Below are 17499 nucleotides of genomic sequence, written 5' to 3'. Positions count from 1 at the left end.
GCAGGCGGCCACCGAGCGTCGGCCGCCCGGAAAGGACAACACACAATGAGCCGGACACTGACACAGCTCAACGACATCCTGCGCCCGGTGGCCCCGCCCAGAGTCGTGGAGGGTGTGTACACCGACGACCAGCACCGCCGGATCCTCGACGTCCTCAAGCAGCACGGCCCGTGGCGGACGATCATCGCCCAGACCTTCGACTCGATCGAGGAACTGGTCGCCACCTCCAGCGGCCCGGACAACGACCAGGTCCTCGACCTCACGCTCGACGACGTCGCCGGCGCCCACTTCCGCGGGTTCTTCGCCCAGAACTCCACGGTGCTGTACCCGGAGTTGGCGGACTGCTTCTACAACTCCCGTTTCCTGGACCTGGCGAAGGCGTACTGGGGCGGCGAGTACGCCCGCCCCACGATGATGCTGTTCAACTTCTGCGGCCCGCACCACAGCGGACTCACCTCGCACCTGGACGCGGTCACCTTCCGCGGCATCCGCTACGAGAACTCCCCCACGTGGCTGATGAACGTCATGGGCCGCTCCGGGCTGTTCACCGACCACCTGGTGAAGATGGCCCAGGTCATCACGTGGTGGTACCTCGGCGAGAACGGCACCTTCACCTACTGGCCCGACGGGCCGCACGGCGAGCCCAAGCGCCTGGACCACCCCCTGTGGAACAAGGGCGTGGTCGTGCAGAACGAGTCGATGTTCCACCGCGGCGACCCGGTGGGCCGCCCCGAGGAGCGCGACACACCCGGCCTGAAGAACCGTTCGCTCCTGGGCTGGGACGCCTCCCGCGAGGACTGGGCGATCACCACCGACGGCGAGGCGATCCGCCGCTACCGGCCCGAGGAGATGCGCCTGCTCGTGCACTGGAACGCCGAGGTCTACGCGGACCACGACGAACTGAAGAAGAACATGGACCACACCGACGACCTCACCCACGACCTCGTCTTCGAACGCCTCCTCGCCGACCTGCGGGCCCGGGGAGTCGAGGTCGCCGAACCCTCGGACCCCATGAACGACAAGGACTTCATCCGCGCCCTCATCGCCACCTACGCGATCGCCCCCACCACCGACTGGGCCACACCGGGCGTGGTCTGACGCGTCCCGCGGAACGCGCGCCCGTCCCGCCCCCTTCCGCAAGGGGCGAACGGGCGCGCGGTGCCGATTCGAGGGATCGCCTGTCCGTTCCACCTCCGCAGCCACCCGCACCGGCATCCGCTGCGGGTGTTTCGTGGACCGGTTACGCCGAAGCGCGACGGCCGGGGTCCGACCACCATGCGGCGGCGTTTCGGCGATTCCACCGGGTGGACCGGGTTGATTTCGAGAGGTCAGTACACAAATTCGTGACCTCGCACGGTCCGATGTTCGGCGGTGGCTCTGGACAGTTGTCGCCCGGGTGGGCATTCTTTTCTCGCTGGACAGCGTGTCTATTGACCATCCTCATTGGTCAGCCGGCGGGAGGTGTCCCGGGCACGGCCGACCACGATCGAGGCAGAACGTTCCCGGAGGCCCCTCATGCCCACGCCCATGCGCTCCGTCGAAGCCGCGTATCCGCGCCCTCGCGCCGCGGCCCTGCCCCTGCCGCAGACCGATCGGGCCGAGATCCGGCGGCAGTTGGCACAGGCCGACCCGCGCATCGTGTTGATGGCGTTGATCCAGCTCACCCGCGACGCGGCGCTCCTGGAGGAACTCGCCCCGGCCGTCGCGCCGACGACGGAAGCGGCCGACCGGGCGGACCTTGCCGGCCGTGCCCGCGACCTGCTCGCCGAGGCGCTGACCCGTCCCGCCCCGCCGGAGGCCGATCGGCCGCTGCCCGACGAGCTGTTCCAACGCATGGCCTCCGTCTGCGTCGGCGAGCCGGTCGACGTCGAGTTCCTGCCGCTGCTGCGCGAGCAGGGCGGTTTCAGCGCTCGCGAGGCCGTCCCCGGCACGGTCCGCGCCAGTCCGCCGGACGGCTTTCACGCGGTGATCATCGGCGCGGGGCTCAGCGGCATGTGCGCGGCCATCAAGCTCGCCGAGGCCGGTTACAGCTACCACGTCTACGACCGCAACGCGGACGTCGGCGGAACGTGGCTGGCCAACCGCTATCCGGGGATCGGGGTGGACACCCCCAGCCACTTCTACTCCTTCTCCTTCGAGATCAACCCCGACTGGCCGGAGTACTACTCGAACGGCCAGGTGGTCTGGGACTACCTGCGCACCTGCGCCGACGCCCACCGCCTGCGCGAGAACACCACCTTCGACACCGAGGTCACCGGCGCCCACTATGACGAGAGCACCCGCCGTTGGACCGTCACCAGCCGCGGACCGGACGGCGTCGAACACACGGAGCAGGCCGACGCCGTCATCAGCGCCATCGGGTTCTTCCAGGCCCCGATGCGTCCCGGCTTCCCCGGCCTGGAGAAGTTCGCCGGTCCGGTGATCCACACCGCCGCCTGGGACCCCGACGTCGACCTCACCGGCAAGCGGGTCGCCCTGATCGGCACCGGTGCCAGCGCCATGCAACTCGGCCCCGCCGTCGTGGACCGAGTCGGTGAACTGACCGTCTTCCAACGTCAGCCCTCGTGGATCATGCCGCGCCGCGCCGACGGTCTCGTCGTCCCCGACGGCGCCCGCTGGGCCATGCGGCACGTGCCGTTCTACGCCGAGTGGTTCCGCACCCTCACCTACTGGATCACCGCCGACGGCAACTACCCCCGCGTGGTCGTGGACCCCGACTGGACCATGACCGAATCGGTGTCCCAGGCCAACGAGGACGCCCGCCAGTGGCTCCTCGCCTACGCCCGCGAGGAACTCGACGGCCGGCCCGACCTCCTCGCCAAGGCCGTCCCGGCCTACCCCCCGTTCGGCAAGCGGATCCTGCGCGACTGCGACTGGTACCGCATGCTGCGTCGCGACCACGTGCGCCTGGAGACCTCGGCGATCACCCACGCCACCGCCGAGGGCCTGGCCACCGCCGACGGCGAGGTGGTCGCGGTCGACGTCGTCGTCCTGGCCACCGGGTACCACCTGCTGCCCATGCTCGACGGCATCGACATCACCGGCCGCGACCGCGTCGCCCTGCGCGACGTCTGGGGCGAGGAGGACCCCCGAGCCCTGCGCGGGGTCACCGTGCCCGGGTTCCCGAACTTCTTCGTCATCGGCGGCCCCAACTCCGGCCCGAACCACGGCGCCGGCGTCAACATCATCAGCGAGGCGCAGGTCAACTACATCCTCGGTTGCCTGGGCCTCATGCACGCCCGCGGCGCCACCGCGATCGAACCCACCGAACAGGCCCACGACGCCTACAACGAGACCGTCGACCGGGCCCTGGACGGTCTCGTCTGGAGCCACTCCTCCGTCCGCGGCTACTACCGCAACAGTTCCGGCCGCGTGGTCGTCTCCAACCCCTGGCGCCTGGTCGACTACTGGTGGATGACCCGCGCGCCGCAGGAGAACGAATACCTCCTCACCTGACCGGGCCGACCGGAGCGAGCCCCTCCCGCCCCTTCCCGGAGGCGAACGCGGTCCGCTCCCCCACCGTCACCTCGCGGCGGCGAACCGCGAGGTGACGACGCGGTCGCCGCAACCACCCGAATCCTCGACCGGAGCACTGTCATGACCATCGAGCGCCCTCTGCCCGCCGACGTGACGCGGGCGCGCCGCCACGGCATCGCCGATCTGCTCGCGCGCAGCGCCGCCCGCGACCCGGACAAGACCGCTGTGGTCGCGGGGGCATTGCGCCAGACGTATGCCGAACTCGACGCCCAGGTGCGCCGCACGGCCGGTGCACTCGCCCGCCGAGGCATCACCAAGGGCGACCGGGTGGTCGTCCTGTCCCGCAACAGCCACGGCTTCGTGGTGGCCTACTTCGCCCTCGCCCGCGTGGGCGCCGTCTCGGTACCGGTGAACTTCATGCTCACCGCCGCAGAGGTCGCCTACGTGCTCGAACACTCGGGGGCGGTCGGCATGATCGCCGGCGACGACGTGCTGAACACCGCGCGCGAGGCGCTGCAACTCGCCACGCCCATCGCACCGTTGCGGGTGGTGATCGGCGACACGGACCACCACGGCTGGGTCCGGCTGGACAGCCTCGGCAAGGAACGGGGCGACGCGTTCGAGGCGCGGATCGACGACGACGATCCCGTGCAGATCATGTACACCTCGGGAACCGAGTCACGGCCCAAGGGTGCCGTCATGACCACTCGCAACCTGACGGCGCAGTACACGAGCGCGATCGTGGACGGCGGCATGTCCCGCGACGACGTCGAGATCCACGCGTTGCCGCTCTACCACTGTGCGCAGTTGCACTGCTTCCTCACGCCGAACGTCCACCTCGGTGCCACCTCGATCGTCCTGCCGGGACCGGAGCCCGGCCGGGTGCTGGAGACGATCGAGCGCGAGCGCGCCACCAAGTTCTTCGCCCCGCCCACGGTATGGATATCCCTGCTGCGCCACCCCGACTTCGCCCGCCGCGACCTGTCCTCCCTGCGCAAGGGCTACTACGGGGCGGCCGCCATGCCGGTCGAGGTGCTGGCCGAACTCGGGCGCCGGCTACCGGAGTTGGGGCTGTACAACTTCTACGGCCAGACCGAGATGTCCCCGGTGGCGACCGTACTGGGCCCAGCCGACCAACGACGCAGAGCCGGTTCCGCGGGGCGCCCCGGACTCAACGTGGAGACCCGCGTCGTCGACGAGGACGACAACCCCGTGCCGGCCGGTCGGGTGGGCGAGATCGTCCACCGCGGCCCGCACACCATGTACGGCTACTGGAACGACCCCGAGCGCACCGCCCAGGCGTTTCGCAGCGGCTGGTTCCACAGCGGCGACCTGGGCCGCTTCGACGAGGACGGCTACCTGTACGTCGTCGACCGCAAGAAGGACATGGTCAACACCGGAGGCGAGAACGTCTCCAGCCGCGAGGTCGAGGAAGTCCTGCACATGCATCCCGACGTGGTCGAGGCCGCCGTCTTCGGCGTGCCGCACCCGTACTGGGTCGAGGCGGTGACCGCGGCCGTCGTCCTGCGTCCCGGCGCCACCGTCACCGGCGAGGGGCTGATCGAACACTGCGCGTCGACTCTGGCCGGGTTCAAGGTTCCGAAAACCGTCGTGCCGACCCGGTCGTTGCCCAAGAACCCGAGCGGCAAGGTCCTCAAGCGAGACCTTCGGGAGCGATACGCCGATCCGACCCCTCCGGGCGCCGGCCGCCATACGCGTTGACGCCTTCGATCACCTGCGCGACCTTGCCTGCGAGGTCGCGCCCGGTCGATGCCTTCGAGTGGCGGTGGCCACGATCGAAGCGGTCGCGGGGGTCAGGTGGTCGAGGGCAGGTGCCATTGCAGTTCGATGTGTTGCCCGAGGCCGACCAGGCCGCATGCCACGACGTCGGTGCGGACGAACGCCTGGACCATCGTGTCGGTCGCGGCGCCGGGATCACCGGGGCGGAATACCGCCACCACCTCGACCCGGCCCGCGAGTTCGCCGCCCTCGCGACCGGCCGCCTCGATGTGCGCCAAGGCCGCGTCCAGTGCCTGCTCGGACGGCAGCCGCAACCCGAAGTGGTACGTGTACTGGGGATGCGCCCGCATGTGCGTGCTCCAGGCCGACCGTGCTCGGGCGAGCGGCCCGTCGGCGGCCTCGGCGTCCAGTTGTTGTTCGAAGGCCCACTGCTGGGGGGTCACCTCGGACGCGTACAGGACGTTGCTCCGGTAGTCGGTCACCCCGGGTTCGACGAAGGCGCTGAAGAAGTGACCTCCCCGGTCCAGGACACGACACCCCAGCAGTTCGAGCAGCCGCCGGGCCTGCGCGCGCTCGCCGGGACGGTGCAGCAGTTCCACGTGGGTGATTCGCCGCGATACGGGATCGTCCTCGGGTGCGGGCATGCCGAAACTCCTCGTTCGCTGGGGGCCTTGGCTCGGTCGAGAGCCGGTGCAGCCCCGTTCACATGATGGTCATCATAGCCATGATGACGTCGTAAAATGCCGATCCTGTTTCGTCTTTTGGTTTTGCGTACAGGCTACACATAACTTGCCGGGCATGCGGCGTCGGGAGTCCGGGGCGGGACGTCGGCCGGCGACCGGCGTGGGTCACCCGCGTGCGGTCGCCCGATCGACGTCTGCGCGGGGATCGTTGTCGGCCTCCAGGGTGTTGCGCCAGACGGTGGTCAGCGTGTCCAGGATGGCCGAGCGTTCCCGACTCCAGCGGCCCGCCATCCACGAGGGCATGAACGTCTCCAACTGCGTGATCAGCAGGTAGGCGCGCCGCTTGGCCTCCGGCTTGGAGAAATGTGCCCAGCGCTCGGGCGGCCGGGTGAGCAGGGCGACGAACTCCTTGACGTGATCCTGGTGTTGGTTGCGCAATGCGTGCGGCAATTGCTCGGCGAAGATCCGCAGCGCCTGCCGGTTCTCCTCGCCCCGCGTGACGTACGCGCTCAACCACGCCCGGATGCTCGCGTGCGACCAGTCGGGCAGTTCGCCGAACGCGGCGAACATCGCGGCCGTGTCCGCCCAGATACGGTCGGCCAGCTCGGCGACGATGTCGCCCTTCCCGGTGAAGTGCAGGTAGAACGTGGCCCGGGCGGCTCCCGCCTCGGCGACGATGTCGTCGACGGTCGTGGCCTCGTAGCCCTTCGCCTCGAACAGACCGGCTGCGGCCTCGATCAGTCGTTGCCGGGTATATCGCTTCTGCTGGGCACGAAGGTCCGGGGCCGAGGAGCGGCCTGCGGAATCGGCGGAACGGCGCGTGGGGGCGGGCATGTCGTCAGCGTACCGATCCGATGCAGACGTCCGACATCGATCCGTCCACTCACCGGTCGTGCCGTCCGCGACCGCCTCGGGGCGGGCGGCCCCGGGCCATGCCGTTGCGAGCCCCTCGGCCCGCCGCCCCGAGCGCGTATCCGCCGCGCGGCGGATCGGCTGCACCTGCTCGTTCGGGCCACGGAGGGAGATACTGGAGAGCACCCGCCGGTTTCCGGGGTACTGAAAGCGGTCCGAGCATGTACGAACAGCACCGGCTCGTCGCGGGGCTCGGGCTGCCCCCCGAGTGGGCGGAGCAGCTGACCGCCTCCTTGTTCATCCAGGACTCGATCGGGCTGGTGGTCCTGGACGCCGATCTGCGGGTGATCGCCGCGAACGCCGGCGCGGCACTCTTCCGCCACGCTCCGGTCCGGGTCGGCACCCACGCGGACACCCTGCTGGCCGCCCTCGGTGTCGACGATGCCGGGGCGCAGCTCCGGCACGCGCTGACGGCCGATGCCCCGGTCGTCGGCCGGCAACCGCTCGCCGCCCATACGCCGAGCGACGGCACGCGGTATCTGCGGATCGCGATCATTCGCATCCCCCCGCGCGACGCTCCTCCGCGCGGGCTTCTGATGACTCTCTACGACGTGACCGACCAGGTGCGCGCCGAGTCACGAGCGGCCATCGTGCACGAAGCGGCAGCGACCATCGGCGCGTCCTTGGACGTCACGGAGACCGCGCAGCAACTGGTCGACCTGCTCGTGCCACGCTGGGCGGACCTGGCCGCCGTGGACCTGGCCCGGGCCGTCCTGAACGGCGACGAGCCCGTGCGGGATCCGGCGACCGGCTACACGCCCGCGGTCCGGGCTGCGGTCGCACGGGGCGGCGCCGAGTGGCCGGCCGATCTTGTGCAGGTCGGCCAGGAACCCCCGGTCCCGCCGGGCAGGCCGGAGGCCCTGACCCTCGAACGTGGGGCAACGTTGCTGACCCCGCAGCTGGTCGTCGGATCGCGGCAGGATCCCGACCTGCTCCGCCGAATCCTGCCTGCGGGCGGTCACAGCATCCTGGCGGTACCGCTGTTCGCCCGCGGCCACATGCTCGGCGCGGTGCAGTTGTGGCGCACCGAGCGCCCGGATGCCTTCGACGAGGACGACGCCCGACTTTTGGAGGAGGTCGCCTCGCGCGCCGCCCTGAGCGTGGACAACGCGCGCCGATACACCCGTGAACGCCGCGTCGCGCTGGCCCTTCAACACAGCCTCCTGGCCGGGGCGAGCACCGGTGCGCCGGCCGCCGAGACGTTCGGCGCATACCTGCCGACCGCGTCCGCGGCGGGCGTCGGCGGCGACTGGTACGACGCGATCCCGCTGTCCTCCCTACGGCTGGCCCTCGTCGTCGGCGACGTGGTGGGCCACGGCCTCGCGGCGAGCGGCACGATGGGACGCCTGCGCACCGCCGTACAGGCCCTCGCCGATTTGGATCTGCCGCCGGACGAGCTGCTGACCCATGTCGACGACCTGATCCTGCGGCTCCCCGGCGACCCGGGAGGCTCGGCGGCGATCGCGGGGGCGACCTGCCTGTACGCGGAGTACGATCCGGTCTCCGGCCATTGCCGGATGGCCTCCGCCGGGCACCTGCCACCCGTTGTCGTCGGCCCCGACGGACACGCGCGGTACGTCGAACTGGAGCCCGGGCCGCCGCTCGGCGTCGGCGGCATGCCGTTCGAGCTCACCGACATCGCCCTGGAGCCGGGAAGCGTCCTGGTGCTGTACAGCGACGGCCTGGTCACCGGCCCCGACCACGACCTCGACGGCGGCATGCGCAGGCTGCTCGACCGGATCGAGCAAGTCGACGCCGTGCACCGGGACTTGGACCAGGTCGCCCGCGACCTGCTCGACGCACCGGCCCACGAGCCCCGCGAGGACGACGCCACCCTGCTGCTGGCCCGCGTGAGCCCGCTGACCGACCGGGACAGCACCGTATGGGAGTTGCCCGACGACCTCGCCTGTGTCGGGCAGGCCCGCGACCTGGCGGTGCGACAACTCGCCACGTGGGGACTGGACGAACTCGCCTTCACCACCGAACTGGTCGTCAGCGAACTGGTCACCAACGCCCTGCGCTACGGCGGCGACGGCCCCGTCTCCCTGCGGCTGATCCGCGGCAACGTCCTCGTCTGCGAAGTCTCCGACGGCAGCAACACCCAACCCCGCCTCCGCCGGGCCCGCAACACCGACGAAGGTGGCCGCGGGTTGTTCCTGGTCGCCCAACTCACCCAGCGCTGGGGCAGCCGATACCGGCAATCCGGCAAGACGATCTGGGCCGAGCAGGCCCTCCCCCAGACCCCGGGACTCGCGGGCTGAGCACGACGCTCCCACCCTGGACCCGCCGAGCGCCGGCGCATTCGATGCCGCGAACCCACGACGAACCGCCCGATGGGCTACGCCGACGAAGCACTGCTGAATATCGGGTTCGTCGGCGCCGCACGGACGCGCTTCGGCGTGGGGCTCGTCCCGGAGGTGTCTTCGGCGAGGGACTCGACCGCCGCGATGGTGATGTCGATGACAACGTCGTAGAGGCGATCGAAGGCACCGGGCAGCGCGTCGACCACCGGACCCACCTCGGCCTGCTCCACCGCATCCGCCTCGCCGAGCGCCTCCCGCAGGACGGCGGACATCTCGGCCGCGGGGACGCGCGAGGCGGCCAGGGTCGCCTGGCCCATGATGGTCGTGCCGATGAGAGCGATGGCCATGGCCAGATCCTCGTCGCCCAGTCGCAACGGCCGCAGCATCTCGGTCAGCAGTGCGAAGGACGGCAGCCAGCTCGGTTGGCGGGTGGAGGCGATGTACGGCAGCAACTGTGGATAGGGCCGCAGGTGTTCCATGCTCAGCAACATCCAGCCGCGCAACCGCTCCTGCCAGGTCGCGCCCGTCGGCTTGTCGAACCGCATGTCGGACGCCACCCGGTCGGCCACCGCGTGGAGGAGGTCGTCCCGGTCGGGGAAGTACCGGTACAGCGCCATCGGCGCCGAGTCGGCGGCTTCCGCGACCCGCTTGACCGTCAGCGGCATGCCCGGATCCTCGTACACCAGTGCCACGGCGGCATCGACGATCTTCTCGCGGGACAGTCGCGGCGGACGGCCACGACCGCGCGAGGACGCGGCCTTCGACGGCTGAGTCATCGATGTCCTTTCACCGCGCTTTCACCGGGGCCGAACAGGCGATCCGCAGACTGCGCGCGGCCCGGATCCGTGCGTCGGACGCGCCCGCACGCACTGGCCACCACCAATCAGCCTACGGCGGTCTCCCAGCTCCAGTCGATGCCGTTCTCCAGTGCCGGCAGGGCCATGCCCTCGACCTTGGCCGTCATCCGGCGCGTGTAGTCGGCGTCCCGGGCCTTGAGCGGGGCGAGGGAGAAGCCGCAGTTGCCGCCGATGTCCTCGTCGTCAGGGGTGGTGCGGGGTCCAGGGCTTCGCGGCGTACTCGTCGCGCAGTCGGTACTTGAGGACCATGCGCAGGGTGTCGTTGCGCGGCAACGCGTCGACGATCTCGAGTTGCTCGGGGATCTTCTGCACCATAGCCGGCGGCGACCCGCTCGGCCCGGTCGCGGATCTCGCGGAACGTGAACCTGCGGTCGTCGGCATCCAGCAGCATCGGGGTGTCCGGCGACGCCGCCGCGCGACGTTCCACCAACTCCCACAGTGTCCCGGCGTCGCGGACGGCGCGCGGGCCGCGCCCGGTGGGGTGTCGGTGCCGTCGGCTTCGCCGATCCTCGGTTGCCGGTGTGTCATGCGGTCCTCCGGAGAACGGGTCGGGCGGGCTCCGGTGGTCGCGTGCGGCGGCACGGGCGCTCCGCCGATCAAGTTGCGTTCATGGCGCAACCACATCGCTACGATGGTCGCGGCCGTAGGAGACCGCACGGGACAGGGCACGGATGATCGACGACGGGAACACCGCTCCGGGGCCCGAGACGCCGCCGGACATCGGCGAGGCGACCTGGCTGGCCGCGCTCGTTCCGCCGCTGCGTGACCTGGTGCGGGCGGCCCGGGACGAACGTCTGCTGGAACGGGTCGGCCGGGAGGCACGGGTCGACGTGCCCACCCACCTGGTGCTGGCGCTGACCCGGATCGGGGACTTCCAGCCGATCCGTCTCAGCGACCTGGCGGACCAGATGGGAATGGGTCGCACGACGCTCAGCCGACAGGTGACCGACCTGGTCGCCGCCGGCCTGGTCGAACGCACACCCGACCCTCGGGACGCACGCGCGGCCACCTTGGAACTCACCGCCTCGGGAGCGTCCACGCTGCGCGACATCTGGCAAGCGTGGGCACGGCTGTTGGGCGAGGCGGCCGCGCCCTGGAGCCCCGCCGACCGAGATGTGCTCCCGCTGTTGCTGGAACGGCTGGCCCAGGCGCTGTCCGCCATGGCGGACGGTTGATCCGGCGTCAGAACATGAACGTTCCGTTCGCACGGCGCGTCCAGCCGGACGCGGCCGGCGACCCGCCGTCGACGTGCAGCGTCGTCCCGGTGATGAACCGGGACATGTCGCTCGCGAGGAAGACGATCGCCGCCGCGCAGTCGTCGGTCGTCCCGAATCCGAGCGGGACCTTCGCCGCGTACGCCTCGTAGTCCTCGCCGCCGTCGTGCGGCACGGTCGCGCCGAGGCCGGCGTCACCGGGCGTGGGAATCGCGTCCGGGGCAAGGCAGTTCACCCGGATTCGGCGCTGCGACAGTTCCAGGGCCAGGGATCGGGTGAGCTGTTCCACCGCCGCCTTCATCGCCGCGTGGACGGCGAAGCCGGGGGCGGCCCGGAACGCCTCCACGGTGGTGACGTTGACGATGGAGCCGCCGTCGTTCATCAGCGGCACGCCGTGGCGCACGACGTGCGTGACGGAGGTGAAGTTCTCGTCGACCAGCGCCCCCCGGCCCTTGGCCGTGACGTCCTGGAACGGCGCCCGGAACCCGCCGCCGGCGTTGTTGACCAGGGTGTCCGGGGGCCGAGCGCGTCCCGGCTGTCGGTGAGGAAGTGTTCGACGCCGGCGCCGTCCCGCACGTCCGGTTCACGAACCGGCACCCGCCGTCCGGCCGCCCGCACCTCGTCGGCGGTCCGCTCCATTCCCGCGACGTCACGGTCGCAGATCGCCACGTCCGCCCCGAACCGCGCGAGCGCGACCGCGGTCGCGGCACCGATGCCGCGGGCGGCTCCGGTGACGACGGCGACGCGCCCGTCGAGCCCGGCCGACGACGGCCCCAGAGGAGGTGCGTTCTCCTGCGGGGTCCCCGCCGCGGCGGCGCTCACGCGTCGGCCTTGCGCTCGCCGATGACGGAGTCGACGGTGATCCAGTCCGGCGGCATGACCGGCGGGGTCTTCCAGAAGATGTCGAGCCTGCTGATCAGGCCGTCGTCGTCGAGTTCGAGGTGGTTCGCGAAGCGCATCGCCAGGGGTTCCTCGCCCGGCGCGTAGGTGATGATCTCGACGGCCTCGTTGAACGCGTGGCGGCCGTCCTCGCTCAGGAACGTGAAACGGGAGCGCAGTTCGTGCGTCTGCGTGCGGCCGATCACCCCGGACACGAACGCCGTGTAGGCGTCCTTCCCGCGGCAGGTGTCCTCCTCGTTGTCGCGCATGCCCACGCGCACGAAGTCGTCGGCGAGCGTGGAGGCCACGAGGTCCCAGTCGTGGGTGTCGACGCCCTTCCAGAAGTCGGCGACGGTGCGGGCGCGCTTCTCGCGGTCGTTCACGATGGCGAATTCCTCCCAGGAAAGGGGGCGGGGACGGGCAGGGAACGAGCGGGATCGTGCCGCTTGGGCGGCCGCGTCACCACGACTGGAGAGGGTGGTGTGTGGCCATTGCCGAGCCGGCGGGGCCGAGCGTCTGGTGGGCGCGCCACAGGCGACGGTGGAAGAGTCGGACGAGGGCGTGGTCGGACCTGCCGTCGTCGGCGAGAACGAACGCCTCCAGGTCGGCGTCCCCCTCCTGCCAGGTCCCGGGGCGGTGCCCAAGGACGGCGGCGAGGTCGTCGAGGTTCGCCTCGTCGCACTCGCGTCCGATCTCGTCGACACGCCGGATGTGTCGGGCCAGGCGGAACAGGCGGCGCTGTTCGTAGTCGCCGGAGCGCAGCGACTCGACCAGGTGGCGGCCTGGCACCGCGGCCGGCGACACCTGCGGCTCGGGCAGGGCGACCGGCTCCAGTGCGATTCCGAGGTGGTCCGCCAATGCCTCGACCGCGAACAGATTGGTCTCGTGGCACCACTGCAGGTTGGTCATGTAGTCCGAGCCGGGCGGCGGGTCGGCGAGCGCGTGGTGGAAGGCGAGTTGGTTCGACAGGGTGAACGCGAAGTGGTGGTGCTGGAGCGCCTCCAGGTCCACCGCGGTCCCCGAGCGCTCCTCGTACCTCGCGTACAGTCGGCGGAAGTCGCCGTAGCCGATCACGGTGTCGCGCATGCGCATGGCCGCGAGATCCATCAACGGGTCGCCGAGATGGGCCAGTTCGAGGTCGAGTACCGCCGTGACCCGCTGCCCGTCCTGGTGGAACTGGCCGGAGTCCCAGACGATGACCGAGTCCCGGCCGCGGGTGTCCAGCGGATGACGCCTCAGCCAGGCCAGGCAGTACTCCAGGAAGGGGTCGGGCCGCTTCTTCGACGAGCGGTACCAGCGCTCGTAGGCACCCATGCCGTCGCGCCGCACGCCGGCCGCCTCGAACGGCCGCACGTCGAGCGCGTGCAGGTCCGCGAGGATGTCGATGTAGTCGTCCATCACCGCGTCGCGCTGTTGCGGGGTGCACTCGGCGAAATCGGACCGACCCGGCACCCGGTCCATCACGTACGCCCGGGGTTGGTCGATCCATCCGTGCACCGCGGCGACGCGCACGCCTCGGTCGTGGAGCAGTCGCTGGACGAGCATCTCGTGCTCCAGCGGAAAGATGCCCGGGTAGTCGGTACGGTCGCCACGCACGCACAGGGCGCGCGACTCGGCGCCGCTGTCGACGTCGGCGAACCACACGGGCCGCCACCTGGCCTGGCGCTCCAGCCTCGTGACGCGGCCCATGTGCTTTTCCAGCCACGTGCGAATCGAATCCTCCACGGCGTCTCTCCCTGTCTGCGCCCGGGGCGACCGGCGAGCCCGGCTCGGCGGTCGCCCCAGGGAAACATAGTTGCGCCACTGAATCAACTATCAATGTCGGGCACGGTTGCGGCCGATCCACCGATGGAGCAGTTCCCCGCCGTCGTCTCGGGCGGCCGGTGCGACGCCGTATTCGGCGATGGACCCGGGACGGCTTGCGCGGTGATGGTCCCGGGACGGCTTGCGCGGCGGTGATGGTCCCGGGACGGCTTGCCCGGTGGTGGAACCCTGGAAGCATGAGGAATCGCCACGTGACGCTGTGTCTGTGCGGAGACGTGATGCTGGGCCGCGGCATCGACGGGATTCTTCCCCACCCGGGGGATCCGTCGCTGCGCGAGGGCTTCGTCCGTGACGCGGGCGAGTACGTGCGATTGGCGGAGGAGGCCAACGGGTCGATTCCGCGACCGGTGGGATTCCGTTGGCCCTGGGGCGATGCGCTGGACGTCCTCGATGCCGAGGCGCCCGACGCCCGGGTCGTGAACCTGGAGACCGGCATCACCACCTGCGACGACTTCGAGCCGTTCAAGGCCGTGCACTACCGGATGCACCCCGACAACATCCCGTGCCTGGAGGCGGTCCGGCCGGACGTGTGCGTCCTGGCGAACAACCACGTCCTCGACTTCGGCCGCACGGGTCTGGCGGACACCCTCGACGCGCTGCACGGGGCCGGGCTGCGCACCGCCGGCGCGGGAAGCGACCTGGAGGAGGCCCGGCGTGCCGCGGTGGTGCCCGTCGGGGAGGACGGGCGGGTGGTGGTCTTCGCCCAGGGCATGCCGTCCAGCGGGGTGCCGCCCGGTTGGGCCGCGACCGCCAACCGCTCCGGCGTCGACTTCACGCACGAGGGATCGGAGCGGAACGTCGCGGAACTCCTCGAACGGGTGGGGCGGGTGAAACGCCCGGGCGACGTCGTGGTCACGTCCCTGCACTGGGGCTCGAATTGGGGCCACGACATCGAGCCCGCGCAGACCCGATACGCGCGCCGGCTGATCGACGGCGGCGTCGACGTCGTGCACGGCCACTCCTCGCACCACCCGCGAGCGATCCACGTGTACCGGAACAAGCTGATCCTGTACGGCTGCGGCGACTGCGTCGACGACTACGAGGGCATCCGCGGCTACGAGTCCTACCGCGACGACCTGCGGCTCCTGTACTTCGCCACCGTGGCAAGCGACACGGGAGAGCTGGTCGGCCTGCGCATGGCGCCGCTGCGTGCCGTCAAGATGCGTCTGCGGCGGGCCGCGCGCGTCGACGTCGAGTGGCTCGCGGCAACACTGACCCGGGCCGGCCACCCGTTCGGGACCGAGGTGCGAGCGGAGCCCGACGACCGGCTCACGCTCCACCGCTGACCTGGGCCGGGGCCCGCGCGTACCCTCGGCACCGCGACTCTCGGACGCCGCACGGTCAGTAGCCGCCGCCGCTGCTGTTGGTGCTCTTCGGGGAGGTCGTCACCTTGTTTCCGTCCGGGCCCAGGACGTACCACTTGGCGCCGAACTGATCGAGCCCCTGGCCGTTGGTGTCGCCGGGTTGCCGGTCACCTTGGTAGAGGTACAGAGGGTGGCCGTTGTAGGTGACCTCCCGACCGCCGTCGCCCCGCGTCGTGATGCCGAGCAGGTCGGCCTTGGCGTCCCCGCCCGCGGTTGGTTGTCCGGGTGCGAGCAGTGGCGGCCACGCGACGGCGCAGTCGCCGGAACAGGTCGACGTACCCGAGGTGTCGGCTTCGAACAGGTAGAGGGTTCGGCCGGTGGAGTCGACCAGGATCTTGCCCAGTGAACCCGATCGGGTGGTGACCGTGGCCGCACCCGCGGACGCCGTGCCCGTACCTGGAGCGGAGGACTTCGAAGACGACGACCCTCCACCACTGTCGGAACAACCGCTCGACAACGTGGCGAGCAACGCGGCGGCGACCACCGCCGAGAGCCTGCGGACGACGATCCCCATCGGCTGCTCCATTCTTGTATCAACGCTGCGGTCCACCGGGGCGGCGCCCACCATTGGGCAACGATCAGCCGAGGCCGGCGCCGCTCCGGGAAGACGCCGGTCGGTCGGCGAGCCTCCCCGCAGGCGTCGTCGGCGCACGGCACACGGTCACGAGTGACGACCGTCGGTCACTATACGGTGAATATGCGTCACCCTGTGTATTGCGTGGACTTGTGTCGGCCCCGTTGGCCATCCGGGAGTCGCACGGTCCCCCGCCTCGGCGTGCGGAGTACGCCTGCGATCACCCTTGTGAAGGGCGGACGGGAGGAGCCCCCTGCGGATGCGGATGCGGGCGCCGACGGGGACGGGCCTCGGGCAAAGCCTGGCGTCATCGAACTCTTGTTCACCCGCGCGTTCATGTGGTGGCCCTTGTATCGACGCGGCGACTCGACCATTCTCGACAGGAAATGAGAACGTGTTCTGGAAATTTACGGGGGTAGGGATGGAACTCGACGACGCCACACTGCACTTCCCGTTCGCCGGCGGACCCGGCGGCACCCAGCCCGAGCAGTACCGCGAACTGCGCGCAGGCTGCCCCGTCGCACCGGTGATCCTGCCGTCCGGGGACCGAGCGTGGCTGGCCAGTCGATACCAGGACATCCTGACCGTCCTCGACGACCCGCGCTTCAGCCGTGACCTGTCCCGCGCCGGCGCCCCGCGACTGGCCACCGGCTTCGACGCGTCGCTCGTCAAGGACATGATCGTCGGCATGGACCCGCCGGAGCACACCCGGATCCGGCGGATCGTGCAGGGCGCCTTCACACCGCGCCGGATCCGTACGTGGGAGCCGCGGGTTCGGGCGGTCGCCGAGCGGCTCCTCGACGACTTCGTTGCCGACCCGGGGCGGACCGGCGACCTGTACGAGGGATTCGCGCTCCCGCTGCCCATCCGGATCATCTCCGAACTGCTCGGCATTCCGGACGACGACGCGGCCGACTTCCGGCGCTGGACCGAAATGGGGCTGTCGCTCACCCGCTGGACGCGCGACGAGATGCTCGCGGCGCAACGCGAGTACGTCGACTACGTGGGTACGTTGATCGCGGCACGGCGAAGCGCCGGCGGGGCCGACGGCACGGGCGACGACGGGGATGCGGGCGACCTCCTGGACGCCCTGGTCAGCGCCCGCGACCAGGACGACCGGCTGAGCGAGCACGAACTCGTACAACTCGTCCGGGCTTTGATCTCCGCCGGCCACGAGACCACCGCCACCGTGTTCACCCGCGGCCTCTACACGCTGCTCACCCACCCCGAACAACTCGCCCTGCTGCGTGCCGAGCCCGAGCGCCTGGACGCCGCCGTCGAGGAGATCCTGCGGTACGTGCCGCCCGGCTCCGGGGGCACCCCGCGCATCGCCACCACCGAGATCGAGCTCGGCGGCGTCCGGGTCAAGCCGCACGAGGGGGTCATCGCGCCGTTCGGCGCCGCCAACCACGACCCGGCCCGGTTCGTCGACCCGGACACCTTCGACATCACCCGCGTCGACCCGCCCAGCCACATCGCGTTCGGCCACGGGCCGCACCACTGCCTGGGCGTGCACCTTGCCCGGCTCGAACTGCGGGTCGCGTTCGAGGCCGTGCTACGCCGTCTGCCGGACCTCGACCTGGCCGTTCCGGTCGAGGAGTTGGTGTGGTCGGAGGGCCTGCGGGTGCTCAAGCTGCAGGCCCTCCCGGTGCGCTGGTGACCCGACACGAAC

15 protein-coding genes and 1 pseudogene are annotated in these 17499 nt (G+C 70.7%); 7 read left to right on the top strand and 9 right to left on the bottom strand.

What is annotated here, in order from left to right:
* The first annotated feature begins 45 nt into the window (after positions 1–45).
* From ABZ374_RS12890 to ABZ374_RS12880, 3 genes are all read left to right on the top strand, one after another.
* Positions 46–1098: a hypothetical protein gene (locus ABZ374_RS12890; protein ID WP_360310073.1), complete on the top strand. Its 1053-nt coding sequence runs from the start codon at positions 46–48 to the stop codon at positions 1096–1098.
* Between the two features lie 417 nt (positions 1099–1515).
* On the top strand, positions 1516–3456 hold the full coding sequence (locus ABZ374_RS12885; protein WP_360310071.1) for an NAD(P)/FAD-dependent oxidoreductase: 1941 nt from the start codon (positions 1516–1518) through the stop codon (positions 3454–3456).
* A gap of 141 nt (positions 3457–3597) precedes the next feature.
* Positions 3598–5199 (top strand): fatty acyl-CoA synthetase, encoded by a 1602-nt coding sequence (locus ABZ374_RS12880; RefSeq protein ID WP_360310069.1) that lies wholly within the window; start codon positions 3598–3600, stop codon positions 5197–5199.
* A gap of 92 nt (positions 5200–5291) precedes the next feature.
* Here ABZ374_RS12880 and ABZ374_RS12875 read toward each other — a convergent pair whose 3' ends face one another.
* Both ABZ374_RS12875 and ABZ374_RS12870 read right to left on the bottom strand, forming a co-directional pair.
* On the bottom strand, positions 5292–5861 hold the full coding sequence (locus ABZ374_RS12875; RefSeq protein WP_360310067.1) for a hypothetical protein: 570 nt from the start codon (positions 5859–5861) through the stop codon (positions 5292–5294).
* Between the two features lie 204 nt (positions 5862–6065).
* Entirely contained in the window at positions 6066–6734 is a 669-nt protein-coding gene (locus ABZ374_RS12870; RefSeq protein ID WP_360310065.1) for a helix-turn-helix domain-containing protein, read from the bottom strand.
* A 239-nt stretch (positions 6735–6973) separates the two neighbouring features.
* On the opposite strand from ABZ374_RS12870, the gene ABZ374_RS12865 reads away from it, so the two are divergent.
* On the top strand, positions 6974–9073 hold the full coding sequence (locus ABZ374_RS12865) for a SpoIIE family protein phosphatase (RefSeq protein ID WP_360310063.1): 2100 nt from the start codon (positions 6974–6976) through the stop codon (positions 9071–9073).
* Positions 9074–9150: 77 nt separating this feature from the next.
* On the opposite strand, the gene ABZ374_RS12860 is transcribed toward ABZ374_RS12865, so the two are convergent.
* Both ABZ374_RS12860 and ABZ374_RS12855 read right to left on the bottom strand, forming a co-directional pair.
* Entirely contained in the window at positions 9151–9891 is a 741-nt protein-coding gene (locus tag ABZ374_RS12860) for a TetR/AcrR family transcriptional regulator (protein WP_360310061.1), read from the bottom strand.
* Between the two features lie 264 nt (positions 9892–10155).
* Positions 10156–10287 carry a hypothetical protein gene (locus ABZ374_RS12855; protein ID WP_360310174.1) on the bottom strand — a complete coding sequence of 44 codons (132 nt, stop codon included), beginning with the start codon at positions 10285–10287 and terminating at the stop codon, positions 10156–10158.
* Between the two features lie 356 nt (positions 10288–10643).
* Here ABZ374_RS12855 and ABZ374_RS12850 point away from each other — a divergent pair, with 356 nt between their 5' ends.
* A complete protein-coding gene (locus ABZ374_RS12850; protein ID WP_360310059.1) occupies positions 10644–11147 on the top strand; it encodes a MarR family transcriptional regulator in 504 nt (167 codons plus the stop codon).
* A 7-nt stretch (positions 11148–11154) separates the two neighbouring features.
* On the opposite strand, the gene ABZ374_RS12845 is transcribed toward ABZ374_RS12850, so the two are convergent.
* The 4 genes and pseudogenes from ABZ374_RS12845 to ABZ374_RS12830 all read right to left on the bottom strand — a co-directional run bounded on the left by ABZ374_RS12845 (position 11155) and on the right by ABZ374_RS12830 (position 13790).
* Positions 11155–11694, bottom strand: coding sequence for an SDR family oxidoreductase (locus tag ABZ374_RS12845; protein ID WP_360310170.1), 540 nt, complete (start codon positions 11692–11694; stop codon positions 11155–11157).
* Between the two features lie 71 nt (positions 11695–11765).
* Positions 11766–12008: pseudogene (locus ABZ374_RS12840) on the bottom strand (SDR family NAD(P)-dependent oxidoreductase); the annotation flags it as partial.
* A complete protein-coding gene (locus tag ABZ374_RS12835) occupies positions 12005–12448 on the bottom strand; it encodes a nuclear transport factor 2 family protein (RefSeq protein WP_360310057.1) in 444 nt (147 codons plus the stop codon). The gene ABZ374_RS12835 and the pseudogene ABZ374_RS12840, both read right to left, overlap by 4 nt.
* 76 nt (positions 12449–12524) lie before the next feature.
* Positions 12525–13790, bottom strand: coding sequence for a phosphotransferase family protein (locus ABZ374_RS12830; protein ID WP_360310055.1), 1266 nt, complete (start codon positions 13788–13790; stop codon positions 12525–12527).
* A 275-nt stretch (positions 13791–14065) separates the two neighbouring features.
* On the opposite strand from ABZ374_RS12830, the gene ABZ374_RS12825 reads away from it, so the two are divergent.
* Positions 14066–15175, top strand: a complete 1110-nt coding sequence (locus ABZ374_RS12825; RefSeq protein WP_360310053.1) for a CapA family protein — start codon at positions 14066–14068, stop codon at positions 15173–15175.
* 55 nt (positions 15176–15230) lie between these two features.
* Here the strand turns inward: ABZ374_RS12825 and ABZ374_RS12820 are convergent, their stop codons facing one another.
* Complete coding sequence (locus tag ABZ374_RS12820; protein WP_360310051.1) at positions 15231–15767, bottom strand: hypothetical protein; 537 nt, start codon at positions 15765–15767, stop codon at positions 15231–15233.
* Positions 15768–16248: 481 nt separating this feature from the next.
* Between ABZ374_RS12820 and ABZ374_RS12815 the strand changes: the two genes are divergently transcribed.
* Positions 16249–17487, top strand: coding sequence for a cytochrome P450 (locus ABZ374_RS12815; RefSeq protein WP_360310049.1), 1239 nt, complete (start codon positions 16249–16251; stop codon positions 17485–17487).
* Positions 17488–17499 lie beyond the last annotated feature (12 nt).

Origin of the sequence: Embleya sp. NPDC005971 (assembly GCF_040629175.1) — a bacterium.
Taxonomy (GTDB): domain Bacteria; phylum Actinomycetota; class Actinomycetes; order Streptomycetales; family Streptomycetaceae; genus Embleya.
This window is presented reverse-complemented; position numbering and strand designations above follow the sequence as displayed.

Bases quoted from the DNA above. Each gene is read 5' to 3' on its own strand.
- ABZ374_RS12890 (WP_360310073.1), top strand. From the start codon at position 46: ATGAGCCGGACACTGACACAGCTCAACGACATCCTGCGCCCGGTGGCC.
- ABZ374_RS12885 (WP_360310071.1), top strand. From the start codon at position 1,516: ATGCCCACGCCCATGCGCTCCGTCGAAGCCGCGTATCCGCGCCCTCGC.
- ABZ374_RS12880 (WP_360310069.1), top strand. From the start codon at position 3,598: ATGACCATCGAGCGCCCTCTGCCCGCCGACGTGACGCGGGCGCGCCGC.
- ABZ374_RS12875 (WP_360310067.1), bottom strand. From the start codon at position 5,861: ATGCCCGCACCCGAGGACGATCCCGTATCGCGGCGAATCACCCACGTG.
- ABZ374_RS12870 (WP_360310065.1), bottom strand. From the start codon at position 6,734: ATGCCCGCCCCCACGCGCCGTTCCGCCGATTCCGCAGGCCGCTCCTCG.
- ABZ374_RS12865 (WP_360310063.1), top strand. From the start codon at position 6,974: ATGTACGAACAGCACCGGCTCGTCGCGGGGCTCGGGCTGCCCCCCGAG.
- ABZ374_RS12860 (WP_360310061.1), bottom strand. From the start codon at position 9,891: ATGACTCAGCCGTCGAAGGCCGCGTCCTCGCGCGGTCGTGGCCGTCCG.
- ABZ374_RS12855 (WP_360310174.1), bottom strand. From the start codon at position 10,287: ATGGTGCAGAAGATCCCCGAGCAACTCGAGATCGTCGACGCGTTGCCG.
- ABZ374_RS12850 (WP_360310059.1), top strand. From the start codon at position 10,644: ATGATCGACGACGGGAACACCGCTCCGGGGCCCGAGACGCCGCCGGAC.
- ABZ374_RS12825 (WP_360310053.1), top strand. From the start codon at position 14,066: ATGAGGAATCGCCACGTGACGCTGTGTCTGTGCGGAGACGTGATGCTG.
- ABZ374_RS12820 (WP_360310051.1), bottom strand. From the start codon at position 15,767: ATGGGGATCGTCGTCCGCAGGCTCTCGGCGGTGGTCGCCGCCGCGTTG.
- ABZ374_RS12815 (WP_360310049.1), top strand. From the start codon at position 16,249: ATGGAACTCGACGACGCCACACTGCACTTCCCGTTCGCCGGCGGACCC.